The organism is Panacibacter microcysteis (genome assembly GCF_015831355.1).
Classification (GTDB): domain Bacteria; phylum Bacteroidota; class Bacteroidia; order Chitinophagales; family Chitinophagaceae; genus Panacibacter; species Panacibacter microcysteis.
This window is the reverse complement of the sequence record NZ_JADWYR010000003.1, coordinates 257806-271238: the sequence shown is the minus strand read 5'-3', so window position 1 is coordinate 271238 and position 13433 is coordinate 257806. Positions and strand designations below refer to the sequence as shown.

The window sequence follows — 13433 nt, the reverse complement described above, 5'->3', positions numbered from 1 at the left end:
CAGCTTTAAAGATAGGTGTTTTGGGTTTTTTATAGATGCCGGTGGAGACGTGATGATTTTGACAGCGAAACTCGTTTGCTTTTTGAGAGAGAAAGCAATGATACCAGCATCGGTTTTTATGGCATCGTTGGTTGTGTCACTCACTTGTACTGTAGATTTTATGGCACCAATTCGTTGCGCTTTCTTGGGTTTTATTTAAAAAAAGGAAGACATGTAGCTTTGAAGAATATGGGTTAGCCGTATTTTGCAGAGGTCGCAGCATGCCTTCAGAAAACTGCAGAAATAGATAATGTATTTTGATTCACCCAAACATCAATGACTTAATTTCTATCTTGCAACTACAAAACTGGTTTTCTCTCCACTGTTTAGGTTAAGTAAATAGTAAATACCGGAACTATATGATGAAATATCTATAGTTGCGAAGCTATTAATGATCTTGGTTAAGATTTTTCTACCATCCTGATTTAATAATATTATGACTGATGGTTTAGTTGTATTAATGGTAAGAATCTCACTCGCTGGGTTGGGATATATAGAAAAATTTCTAGTGAGACTGTTTCCTTTTTGAAATAACGAAATAGCGGCCAAAGCTTGTGCATCGTCATTTTTAATCATACATGTTGCACTGTCGAAAACTCCTAAATAGGCATTGATAGGATTAGTAAGAACCAAAGAAAATTTCTCATTTGCCTCACGCATAATGTCTCCAGTTATGGGAACTGAAATAACCCCTGAAACTTTACCGGCTTTTATCATCAGTGTCCCTGATGTAGTTAAATAGTCTGCCCCTGCTATCGCATTTATATCACTGGTTGTATAGTTTACAAATACATCTTGGGTTGCGACCTTACTCAATATAATCTTAAACCTGGCACCTGAATATCCTAAATTACCTTCCGTTACTGAAATATTTTTAGCAAATGAAATTTCAACAGGGGATTCTCCTTTGAAGCAGGCGAGTTTAAAATCTGCTCCACCGCCTACTACGATGTTTCCATTAGATTTTATTGCTGCGGTGTAAGATTTATCATCAGTGCCAAAAGTTGCAATCGCTTTACCATTTTGCCCAAAAAGTAAATCATCACTTCCATCTTCATTAAATCGCGAAACATAAAACAGATTATAAACAAGACCTGTGATCAAAAATTTTTTATCCTGTTGAATCATTATTTGTCCGTAAGACGGGTAATTACCTGTAATTGCAGTTATTAGTTTTCCATTTGTTGAAAAGCTTGTATCAATGGTTCCATTACTATTATACTTTATTATAACTGCATGATAAATATTTTCAGCCGGATTAAAAGCTGATCCTGCGGCTAGTATCTTACCATCATCCAATAATACCATGCTATTAATCTGGTCATAATCTCCCCATAAATCGTTAACCACAGAACCATTGGAACCAAAAGTTGAATCAACAGTTCCCTTTCTTGTTAAACGAGTTATTTTAAAATCTGAGTTTGTATAAAATCCACCGGTTGATCCAGAAACAAGTATTTTATTATTGCTTAATATTCTGATATCATATACAGTTCCTTCATCTTCTCGGTTAATATATATGCCGTTTAATGCAAAGGAGGAATCTATTGAACCGGAAGGGTTATACCTTATAAGACAAAAACCATCACTGGTACCGCCTGCAAGTATCTTACCATCACTTTGAAGTGCGAGCGTAGCAATGGTGTTTTCTTTTGGGAAAGGTCCTATATAAGTGTATACAACACCATTTAGCCCAAAAGAAGAATCAATAAGTCCATTTGATAAAAAACGAACCAAAACAAAATGATCTGTTGAGTATGGCTGCTCAAATAAACCTCCACCAATTAAAATTTTACCATCGTTTTGTATTACAATTGCTGTAGCCACGAATAATGAAAGACCAAGATCAAAAGATTTTAGAACCTTACCATTTTCTCCAAAACTGTTATCTATACTACCATTTGTGTTATAACGACACAATATGAGACTATTAGGGTCTATCCAATTAATTGGGGAATTTCCTAACGCTAGTATTTTACCGTCATTTTGTAAAACAAGTTTCCTGCATCCATAACCATCAGCCCCTGTAGATGTTTCCAATTTGCCATTAATTCCAAATGTGCTATCAAGCGTACCAGCCTGTGAAAATGAAGTAAAAGAAATGATTAAAAACAACAGAATTGTGCCTAGAGATTTGAGTAGATTTATTTTCATGGGGTTTAGTGTTAAAATTGCAAAATACGATTATTTGAAAAGCAAAGTACGTTTCTATAAATCATCTATATATAATTATTAATTCCACAAACCGTAATACTAATAACTAAAATTACCATTGAGTTCGTTCTATCCTACTTTATAAACTATGAAGTTGATTTTAAGTGGAAACCACAGTGCCCCAAAGATCTGCAGTACAAGTGAGTGACACAAGGGACGATGCCATAGAAAACTGATGCCCGTAACAAAATAAAAATGGACAAACTGAAATTTCAGTTTGTCCATTTGTGGTGCCCAGGACTGGATTCGAACCAGCACATCCTTGCGAACGCTGCGACCTGAACACAGTGCGTCTACCAATTTCGCCACCTGGGCATTTGTGTGTACAGGGCTGCAAATATAATGATCAACTGCACTTGAAAAAAAAATTATACAACAAGCAGGCTGCAACCACGCAAATCGCTGTTGTCTATTCGGCCATGTACTTCAAAACTGCCGTCTTCGTACACAATGCCCACATCGTCTGTGGCAATAAAACTGCAGCTGTCTATATTGGCAAGATCGATAATATTAAGTGCGCCACGGCCCGCAGGCATTACGTGCAGGGGATCTTCTTCATCCCGCACCAGTACCTTCATCCATGGCGGGCAATAAAACCTGCCGTTTTGTGTTGCATACGCCTGGCTCAGTAGTTCCGTCATACCATATTCTGAATGAATTCCACGCACACTAAAAGCCTGTTTAAGTATTGTATGTACTTCTGCACGGGTTATTTCTTTTCTGCGGCCTTTCATGCCACCTGTTTCCATAACAGTAGTGTATTGCAGCGGCAACTGGTGTTGCTCAGCAAAGTCGAGCAGCGCAAATGTTACCCCTATAAGCAGTGTTTGCTGCTGCAAATGTTCCAGCTTCTTCAGCAAACTTTTTACCTGCTCAAATTCGTAGAGGTAAAAACCACTGCCCGGATGATTGCTTTGTTTTATAAGCGCATCTACCATTACTACAAGCGATGAATGTTGACGTTCCAGGTAAGACGGCAACAGCCCTATTACACACCAATCCGCCGCATTACCGTAAAACCGCTGAAAACATTGCATAAAACTTTGCCTGTACAATGCGGCATCTTTTACATAATGCCTGCTGTTTTGCATACCGGTTGTGCCGCTGCTTTCGAAAACCAGTTCCGCATCAAAAGTGCCTGTAATAACCTGATGTGTTTTAAAAATTGAGATAGGCAGGAAGGGAATATGTGTTAAGCTTAAAGGCGTGCCTGTATTAGATTGCAGCAGATCTGCCCACTGCCTGTACACTTTATTTTGCGTATACTGGTACCGGAATACCTCCGCAGCCATTGTTGCAAAAGCCATGTTTTCATCAAAAATATTGTTAACAATTCGGTTGCGCTGCACCATCAGTTGCCCTTATTTGTATAAATTTGAAGTGAAAGACAAATTAATGAGAGCAAAAGTATTGATTGCATTGTTTATTCTTGGCGCTGTTGCGGCCTGTAATAAAGATAAATTTACAACAGAACCTAAGCTTACGTTTAAAAGCGTAAACGGAGAAATATTCGGCCAGGGTGCACAGGTAAGATTTGTTATTGGCGCTACAGATAAGGAAGGCGATATCAAAGATACTTTATGGGTACAACGCAGGTCTTTTAAATGTCCGGAGTTTGTAAGCGACAGTGGTGTTGCCTACCCGCTTTCGCCAGACCTTGTTAAAAAGAATAACCTTGATTTTGAATTTGAAGTTGCGTATAACTATGATGTATCAATTGCGCCGATACTCGTAGGCTGCAGTGGCAAAGATGATTCATGCTATTTCCGCTTTTGGATAAAGGATGATGCAAACCACACCAGCGATACCGTAGTTTCTCCGACCATCGTTTTACTAGATCAATAAACTTAAACCTTTGCGTTGCTTAAACGCCTTGCATATTCTGTTTTCTTTGGAAATTATTTTTATGGATGCTGTACTGTTGCCCTTGCTGTAGAAGCAAGTATGCAACAGAACTTCACCCTTAATTCGCCCGCATTTTATGCTTTTATATTTTGTGCCACCGTCCTGTTTTACACTTATGCATATATAAAAGAATACCCCGCATCAGCAACAAATAAACGAAGCAACTGGTACACCGCCCATTACAAAAAAATACGGTATACGCAGTTAGTACTGGCAATCATATGTGTGTTGCTGCTGGGCATGCTGCTCATCAAAAACTTTAATGGTCTTATAGCTATTCCACCTGTATACCTGGTTTTACCCGCTGTGTCTTTCCTGGTGGCGCTGGCGTATTACGGTATTCCTTTGGCACCGGGCCTGCAATTCAACCTGCGCAATACCGGCTGGTTCAAACCCTTTGTAATCGGTTTTGTATGGTCTACCATGGTTACCTACATGCCGCTTTTGTGGCATGTGGCCGAACAAAAAAGCAACTACCAGCTCAGCATTATCAATGCATGGCTGTTTGTAAAAAACTTTATGTACATCAGCCTGCTGGCTATTTTATTTGATATCAAAGATTATAAAGAAGATCATAACCGGAAGCTCAAAACATTTGTGGTAGAACTTGGATTAAAGAAAACCATTTTTTTCATCATTGTGCCGCTTACGCTTATTGGTTTTATCGCTTTGCTGCTGTTTGCATACGTTGTGCATTTTCCGGCACTGCGCATTATCATTAACAGTATACCTTTTGTGTTACTGCTAATCGTTGCATGGAGCATGCAAAACAAAAAGTCTATTTTATATTATCTTGTTGTAATAGATGGGTTAATGCTCGTTAAAGCATTGTGTGGTATAACCGCAGCATTACTGGTTAAATGAACTGATTTGGATATTTTTGTTACCGGCAGCAGCACATGTAGCATCGTTCCTTGCGTCGCACACTTGTACAGCAAATCATTACGGAGCTTTTCGATGCGGCTACAAGACCTGCTTATATACAACAAGCAACAAAAGGTGGTATTTTTATCAATGGCAGGTGCTTATATAATTACTGCGTATTCACAATTCATCATATAAACCAACGTCCTGTAACATGGCAAAAGAAAAAGATAAAAAGGTAAAGCACAAACCGGTTATAACAGATGCTTCGTTTGCGTTTTTAAAAAATTACATCAACACACCTTCTCCGGTAGGTTTTGAAAGCGGCGGACAAAAGGTATGGCTGGACTATATTAAGCCCTTTACCGATACTCATTTTACCGACCCTTATGGCACAGCAGTGGCGGTTTTAAACCCAAACGAAACGTTTAAAGTGGTAATAGAAGCCCATGCAGATGAAATAAGCTGGTTTGTCAACTATATAAACGACCAGGGGCTCATTTATCTAAAACGCAATGGCGGTGTAGATCACCAGGTGGCACCTGCTAAACGTGTACTAATACATGGCAGAAAAGGCGCGGTAAAAGCCGTTTTTGGCTGGCCAGCCATCCACACAAGATTGGGCAACCCGGACCAGAAAGAGCCACAACCGAGAGTCGATAACCTTTTCCTCGACTGTGGTGCCCGCAACAAAAAAGAAATCGAAGCACTCGGCATTCATATTGGTGCTGTAGTTACCTACGAAGAAGGTTTCGATGAACTTGCCAACGATTACTACATAGGCCGCGCATTTGATAACCGCATTGGTGGCTTTATGATTGCAGAAGTAGCAAGGCTGCTAAAAGAAAACAAAAAGAAACTACCCTATGCATTGTATATCGTAAATGCCGTACAGGAAGAAATCGGTTTGCGCGGTGCTGAAATGATTGCACGACGCATAAAACCCAATGTTGCAATCATTACCGATGTTACACACGATACGCAGACACCTATGGTAAACAAGATCGTAGAGGGTGATGTGGCCTGTGGTAAAGGACCTTCACTGGCATATGGCCCTGCCGTACACAATAAACTTCTGAAGATAGTGGAAGATGTAGCAGAAAAGAAAAAGATCAATGTACAAATGCGCACTGTAAGCCGCAGCACCGGAACAGATACCGATAGTTTTGCATATGCCAATGACGGTTGCCCTTCAGTGTTGATCTCTATTCCGCTGCGCTATATGCATACACCAGTAGAAATGCTGCACAAAAGAGATATTGAAGATACCATTACGCTCATGTACGAAACCTTACTGGAGCTTTCTCCCAAAACCAATTTGAGCTACCTGTAAAATGTACTGCTAAAAAAATCGTATCTATGTGTTGCGCCCTTTGGCGCAACACTTTTTTTATGTACCTGCAGCAATTATTCAGGCAAAGCAAGTTTTGGTTCCTGGTGATCATTGTATTCATAACAGGGCAATTATTTATCAACTACAAAAGAGGTGTTGTGTTTACACCATTGTTTCACTATGGCATGTACTCGGCGGTAATAAGTCCTGAAAAAAACTACACCGTAACAGAGATCTTCGTAAACGGCAGGCGCCTTGCCGCAAAAGATTTTTCGTCGCAGGAATGGGACAATATCGTACTGCCAGCCGAAAAATTTTATATGCAGCAACAATGGAATAGCCTCAACTGGAACAATGACATCAGGCGTATGCTGCGCCTGCATGATTCGTCAGTATATACTAACAGCCTTACAGAAGCGGCATTTAAAAAATGGTATGCAAAAAGACTTACTGCTATAACCGGCATAAAAACAGACTCATTTCGCATTGCATTTACACCCTACGTTTTTAACGGTCAGAACCTGGCAAAAGAAAATCGAACACACTGAACAAAGATTTTAAATACAAAGTAATTGGCTGGTACAACATCATTTTTTACGCGCTGATGTTGTATAAACTCTTGAACGGGATGCTCCTGTTCCAGGTGCAACCTGCTTTCTTTTATACCCGGCAGGACGTTTTTACCTGGCTGTTTATGCAAACAGGTTTACATAAGTTACTCCTGAACAATATGGCAGGATTTATAATGATGGATACGCTTTTTTACAGCATGCCGCTTATTTACCTGTTTACTTACAAATTAAAACACCGCCTTTCTCCCATAGCAGCAATATTAATGCTCCTGATCAATCTTGCGTACATTCAATGTTATACATTGTACCCCATCAACTCTATTGAAAGCTATATAGCATGGTTGCTCTTTCCGGTGGTTTTTATTCCTTCAAACAGGCAAACTTTTTTACTGTTGTTCCGTGGCTTACGCTATTTCTTCCTGTTCTTTTTTGCTTCAGCCGCCGTATGGAAACTTGCACAGGGTGGTATTTTCAACCCTTCTGAAATGAGTGGCATCCTGTTGTACCAGCATAACCAGTTGCTTACAGGATCACCTGGTTACTGGCTTACCAATGTGTACCTGTTTTTAATACAGCACAAAACGCTATCATACCTGTTGTACCTTGGCGCCACGTTACTCGAGGCTGCATTTGTGGTAGGGTTTTTTACCACCAGGTACGATCGCTTGCTTGCCGTTTTGGTTATTGTATTCCTTATTGCAGATCATTTCATCATGCGCATACCGTATTACGAAATCAGTGCACTGCTGCTCACATTGCTGTTAAAATACCCTGAAAACAAACGGGTTTATGCTTAACTGTGTACAACGTGTTAGTACCATAAGGCTGAAATTTTTTATTTTTGCCGTTTATGAAAACAACTAGGAAGGTTCGTATTGCGGTTTTAGACATGAATGAAGGGCACCCTAACCAGGGCATGCGCTGTATTCGTGAAATATTGGGCTGGTGGGGAAAGAGCAATCATTACCAGGTAGAGTATAACGAGTTTGATGTAAGGGTACAGAAACAATTACCAGATCTTTCTTATGATCTTTATATATCAAGCGGCGGCCCAGGCTCTCCGCTTACAAGTGTTGGCCAGGAGTGGGACACTGCTTTTTGCAAATGGATAGATGCGGTTAATGAATGGAACAAAAACATGTCTAATTACCCAAAAAAACATATTTTCTTCATATGCCACAGCTTTCAGCTTGCCTGCCGCCATTATAATATTGCCACGGTTTGCCAGCGCAAATCAACATCCTTTGGTGTATTCCCGGTGCATATGACACAGGCCGGCAAACGCGAAGCAGTTTTCAATGGCTTACGTGACCCTTTTTACGCGGTTGACAGCCGGGATTTCCAGGTTATTGAACCCAATCATTCCCGTTTAAAAGAACTTGGCGGCGCAATACTGGCAATTGAAAAAGAAAGACCACATGTACCGTATGAACGGGCTATCATGGCGGTTCGTTTCAATGATTATTTTGTGGGCACACAATTTCATCCCGAGGCTGATGCAATTGGCATGAGCATGTACCTGCAGCGCGAAGACAAAAAGCAAACCGTTATAAACAACCACGGAGAACCCAAGTGGAGCAACATGATAGAGCAACTGAGCGATCCGCGCAAGATCATGTTTACGTACAATCATGTACTGCCAAATTTTTTAAACATGGCTGTGGGTGAACTGGTGGAGGGCTAAGGTTTCATACCAATGAATGCGCCTGTAATCATGCATTCAAACCCGCACAAAAATTTTCACTGGTTTTGGCTTCAGCGTTGGCTTTCAGTTGCACTGAATGCTTACCTATTGTTGTTTCAGCCGCAGTTTTTCATGGCATCGTCCCTTGTGTCACTCACTTGTACTGCAGTTTTTCATGGCAACAGTTGTACAGTCTTCCTTTGTTGTAACAACCCTCTTTCACTTGTAAGAAAATATATTTCGGCGCCCGGCTTTAAGGCAGGTATGTATACAATGCACCGGGCTGTGTCTCTTGCTCACCAATGTACTAACCGCTGAAGTGAGTGACACAACCTAAGCTTAATAGTAGCAATGCAGCTAAGTACATAAAAAAGAGAGAAGCATTGCCTCTCTCCTTTTCAGTAAGCTTTCAATATCGTTATTGGTTTCTGCCGATACAGTTAAGATCTGTAAATGCTTCTTCCAAACGTTTTACAAAATTATCCTGGCCTTTTCTTAACCAAACGCGTGGGTCGTAATATTTCTTGTTTGGTTTTTCAGCACCTTCAGGATTGCCTAACTGGCCCTGCAGGTATGCTTCATTCTTTTTGTAGTAGCCCAGTACACCTTCCCAGAATGCCCATTGCATATCGGTATCGATGTTCATTTTGATCACACCATAATCCAGTGTTTCGTTGATCTGGTGTTTTGGAGAACCGCTACCGCCATGGAACACAAAATATACCGGTTTGCTGCCTGCAGGCAGGCCCAGTTTTTCTGCAATGAACTCCTGGCTGTTTTTCAAAATAGACGGGCGCAGCTCAACATTACCGGGGCTGTACACGCCATGCACATTACCAAAAGAAGCAGCCACTGTAAACCTCGGGCTTACTTTTATCAATGCATCATAAGCCTGTGCAACTTCTGAAGGTTGTGTATACAATTTTGAATTCTCCACATCCGAATTATCAACACCGTCTTCTTCACCACCGGTTACACCAAGTTCTATCTCTATGCTCATACCAAGTTTCTCCATGCGTTTGAAAAACTCGAAAGAGATCTCGATGTTTTCATGCAATGGTTCTTCACTAAGATCGAGCATGTGAGAGCTGTATAAAGGGCGGCCATTTTTGGCTTTGTAATCTTCACCTGCTTTCAGCAAAGCATCGATCCATGGCAGCCATTTTTTTGCTGCGTGGTCTGTATGCAACACTACTGGTACACCATAATACGATGCTACGTTGTGCACATGCATTGCACCGCTGATGGCACCGATAATGTTTGCCTGCAATTTATCGTTAGGCATGCCTTTACCAGCTACAAACTGGGCGCCGCCATTACTAAACTGGATAATAACCGGGGACTGAACTTTTGCTGCTGTTTCGAGTACAGCATTTACAGAATCTGTACCGATAACATTTACCGCCGGAAGTGCGAATTTGTTGTTCCTGGCATCGTCGTATAATGCCTGTAATTCATCGCCGAACAAAACACCGGCTGAATATTTAGCCATGCTTTTTTACTTTTTGTTAATAGAATTATTTGGGGTAGCGAAGATAATGGTTAAAGCGCGAAAAACGCCGTGAATTATTCACCTGCCGCAGCGCTACACTAATGAACATTTGTTGCGGCACCTGTTCATTACAACATCTAAATAACCCGCTGTAGACACAGCGGGTTGTATGCATATATCAAACTCAAACCTGCGCATGATGCCTGAATGTTCTGCGATAGAATATCCAGTAAATGATGGGGAAGATCAGCAGTGTAAGCACACTTGCTGTAACCAGCCCGCCAATGATTACAATAGCCAAAGGCTTTTGCGATTCTGAACCGATACCTGTAGAAAGTGCCGCGGGCAGCAAACCGAGTGCAGCCATCATCGCTGTCATTACCACGGGTCTTGTTCTTGCCTTCACACCTTCCAGTATCGCTTTTTCAAGTGTAAGTTTTTGCTTTAGTTTTTTGTTGAATTCGGAAATAAGTATCACTCCATTTTGCACACAAATGCCAAACAATGCGATGAACCCCACACCGGCAGAAATACCGAAGTTCATACCGGTAATATGCAAGGCAAGTATACCGCCTATAAGTGCGAAGGGCACATTTACCAGCACCAGCAATGCATCTTTTATATTGCCAAACATGATGAACAATAAAATGAAAATTGCCACCAGGCTAACAGGCACTACCTGCCCCAGTCTTTTACCGGCCCTTACCTGGTTTTCAAATTCGCCGGCCCAGCCTACACTGTAACCCGGTGGCAGCTTTACATTTTTAAACACTTTGTCCTGTGCTTCGGCCACTGTACTGCCAAGGTCTCTTTCTCTTACAGTAAATTTTACACCTATAAACCGCTTGGAATTATCGCGGTAGATAAAGGCCGGGCCAGTCTGCTTACGTATGGCAGCTATCTCTTTCAAAGGAATTTTCTCACCACGCAGTGTTGGTACAAGTATGTTACCAAAGTCATTTTCATCTTTCCGGTAATCCTGCTGGTAGCGTATGCGTATATCAAATTTTTTCTCGCCTTCAAATTTTTCCGTTGCTGTTTTGCCACCGATCGCCATTTCGATAACGGCCTGTGCATCGGCCTTGTTTACGCCGTAGATCGCCATCTTTTCTTCATCCAGTTCCACGCTTATTTCGGGCTGGCCTATATTCCTGAGAATGCCCACATCTTTCACGCCCTGCACGGTTGCAATCTGTTGCTGCACTTCGTTGGCAATCCTGTCTAACGTGTTGAGGTCATCGCCAAAAATCTTTACCGCATTATTGGCGTTCATACCAGCTACGGCTTCGGCCACATTATCAATAATGGGTTGGGAATAGTTATAACCAATACCCTGGTAGTTTTTAAGTTTCTTATCCATTTCTTCCACCAGCTCATCATAGCTTATTTTTCGCTTCCATTCACTTTTAGGTTTCAGGTTCACCTGCATCTGCACATAATAAAAACCGCTTGGGTCAGTGCCATCATTGCTGCGGCCGGTTTGCGAAAGCACGCCATTCACTTCGGGGAAACTCATGAGGTCTTTGCGGAAGATGCTGACCATCTTTACTGTTTCATTTAATGAACTGCTCATCGGCATTTTTGCCTCTACCCATAATGCACATTCATTTAACTGCGGCAAGAATTCTGAGCCGAGCCATTTTATAGAAAACAGCGTAACACCAAGTAAACAAAACGCAGCAGCAAGGCTCAACCGCCGGTGCCCGAAGCACCACCCAAAGCCATTCTCCACCATCCTGTTGATAAAATTGACAAAGCGGTTATTCTTCTCGCGGACATTCTTTTTCAACAACAGGGAAGATAGTACCGGCACCAACGTGAGTGTAAACAGCAATGCGCCGATCAAAGCAAAACCAAGGGTCCACGCCAGTGGGGAAAACATCTTTCCTTCTACTTTCTCAAAAGAAAAAATGGGTAGTAACGCAGTAATGATAATCGCTTTTGAAAAGAAGACTGCCTTGCCCATTTCAGTACCCGTCTTTTTGATGATGCCCATTTTGGCCAGCTTGTTGAATTTATCCATACCACGCTGATGCGCCACATGATCCAGTGCCACAAACAATCCTTCCACCATTACAACCGCGCCATCTATGATGATACCAAAATCGACTGCACCAAGGGAAAGCAGGTTGGCGCTCATGCCTTTCAGCTTAAGACATAAAAATGCAAACAACAATGCCAGTGGAATAATGATGGAAACAATCACTGTTGTACGCCAGTCTGCCATAAACAAAAACACAATTACCGTAACGAGTATAATGCCTTCTGCAAGGTTGTGCATCACTGTTTCCGTGCAATAACTCATCAGGTTATCACGGTCATAAAAAGTAACCATCTTTACATCGGCAGGCAATACTTTCGTGTTCAGCTCATTGATCTTTTCTTTTAACGCCTGCAACACGATGGAAGGATTCTCACCCTTGCGCATTACCACTATTCCTTCTACCACATCATCGTTGTTATCCAGGCCTGCCTGTCCTACTCTTGGCGCACTTGCTTCTTTTACAGTTGCCACGTTCTTTACCAGTACAGGGTTGCCGTTTTCATTGTCTACAATGGTGTTTTCAATATCTTCCACAGATGATAATAAACCCAACCCACGCACCACATAAGCCTGCCCGTTTTTCTCAATTACATCACCGCCAACATTCAGGTTACTGTGCGATACTTTTTCATATAACTCCAGCGGTGTAAGGTTGAACTTCTGTAACCGCACTGGGTCAACACTTACTTCATAGATCTTTTCCTGCCCGCCAAATGCATTGATGTCTGCAACGCCCGGCACACTGCGCAGTTGCCTGTCCACAACCCAGTTTTGAATGGTAAGCAGGTCTCTCGTATCCCGCTTGCTGCTTTGCAATGTATAGCGGAATATTTCGCCGGTGGGGCCGTATGGCGGCTGCACATCCGGCGTTACATCATCGGGTAGCTGCACGTTGTGCAACAGGTTATTTACCTGCTGCCGCGCAAAAAAATCGTCTACATCATCTTCAAAAATGATCTTGATAACGCTTAGCCCAAACATAGTGGTAGAGCGTACGTTTGTCTTTCTTTGTACGCTGTTCATAGCCACTTCTATGGGTGTGGTTACAAACCGCTCTACTTCTTCGGCGCTTCTGCCGTTCCATTGTGTTACGATGATGATCTGCGTATTGGTAACATCAGGAAAAGCTTCTATGGGTATTTTCACAAAACTGAAAACACCGGCAATAATGATGATAGCCACCCAGAAGAATGTAAAGAATTTATTCTTCAGTGAGAAGGCAATGATATTTCTGATAAACTTGTTCATATTATTTTTTTTGTACCGGCTGCAGCACTAATGGCATC

The 13433-nt window shown here is 41.7% G+C and carries 10 protein-coding genes and 1 tRNA gene; 6 read left to right on the top strand and 5 right to left on the bottom strand.

Annotated elements, in window-relative coordinates; genetic code table 11:
* Nucleotides 1-327: 327 nt before the first annotated feature.
* The 3 genes from I5907_RS20555 to I5907_RS20545 all read right to left on the bottom strand — a co-directional run bounded on the left by I5907_RS20555 (nt 328) and on the right by I5907_RS20545 (nt 3560).
* Nucleotides 328-2193 (bottom strand): Calx-beta domain-containing protein, encoded by a 1866-nt coding sequence (locus I5907_RS20555; RefSeq protein WP_196992728.1) that lies wholly within the window; start codon nt 2191-2193, stop codon nt 328-330.
* A 288-nt stretch (nt 2194-2481) separates the two neighbouring features.
* Nucleotides 2482-2568 (bottom strand) — tRNA-Leu (locus tag I5907_RS20550).
* Nucleotides 2569-2621: 53 nt separating this feature from the next.
* Nucleotides 2622-3560, bottom strand: coding sequence for a long-chain-fatty-acid--protein ligase (locus tag I5907_RS20545; RefSeq protein WP_231402210.1), 939 nt, complete (start codon nt 3558-3560; stop codon nt 2622-2624).
* A gap of 73 nt (nt 3561-3633) precedes the next feature.
* Here I5907_RS20545 and I5907_RS20540 point away from each other — a divergent pair, with 73 nt between their 5' ends.
* The 6 genes from I5907_RS20540 to I5907_RS20515 all read left to right on the top strand — a co-directional run bounded on the left by I5907_RS20540 (nt 3634) and on the right by I5907_RS20515 (nt 8611).
* Nucleotides 3634-4098 carry a hypothetical protein gene (locus I5907_RS20540; protein ID WP_196992726.1) on the top strand — a complete coding sequence of 155 codons (465 nt, stop codon included), beginning with the start codon at nt 3634-3636 and terminating at the stop codon, nt 4096-4098.
* A 15-nt stretch (nt 4099-4113) separates the two neighbouring features.
* On the top strand, nt 4114-5022 hold the full coding sequence (locus I5907_RS20535; protein WP_196992725.1) for a UbiA prenyltransferase family protein: 909 nt from the start codon (nt 4114-4116) through the stop codon (nt 5020-5022).
* 214 nt (nt 5023-5236) lie between these two features.
* A complete protein-coding gene (locus I5907_RS20530; protein WP_196992724.1) occupies nt 5237-6355 on the top strand; it encodes a M42 family metallopeptidase in 1119 nt (372 codons plus the stop codon).
* A 26-nt stretch (nt 6356-6381) separates the two neighbouring features.
* The gene (locus tag I5907_RS20525; protein WP_196992723.1) at nt 6382-6903 is read left to right on the top strand and encodes a hypothetical protein; all 522 of its coding nucleotides are present in this window, start codon (nt 6382-6384) and stop codon (nt 6901-6903) included.
* 71 nt (nt 6904-6974) lie between these two features.
* A complete protein-coding gene (locus tag I5907_RS20520) occupies nt 6975-7724 on the top strand; it encodes a hypothetical protein (protein ID WP_196992722.1) in 750 nt (249 codons plus the stop codon).
* 53 nt (nt 7725-7777) lie between these two features.
* The gene (locus I5907_RS20515; RefSeq protein ID WP_196992721.1) at nt 7778-8611 is read left to right on the top strand and encodes a type 1 glutamine amidotransferase; all 834 of its coding nucleotides are present in this window, start codon (nt 7778-7780) and stop codon (nt 8609-8611) included.
* Between the two features lie 418 nt (nt 8612-9029).
* Here I5907_RS20515 and fbaA read toward each other — a convergent pair whose 3' ends face one another.
* A complete protein-coding gene (gene fbaA, locus I5907_RS20510) occupies nt 9030-10103 on the bottom strand; it encodes a class II fructose-bisphosphate aldolase (protein WP_196992720.1) in 1074 nt (357 codons plus the stop codon).
* Nucleotides 10104-10287: 184 nt separating this feature from the next.
* Nucleotides 10288-13395: a CusA/CzcA family heavy metal efflux RND transporter gene (locus I5907_RS20505; protein WP_196992719.1), complete on the bottom strand. Its 3108-nt coding sequence runs from the start codon at nt 13393-13395 to the stop codon at nt 10288-10290.
* Nucleotides 13396-13433 lie beyond the last annotated feature (38 nt).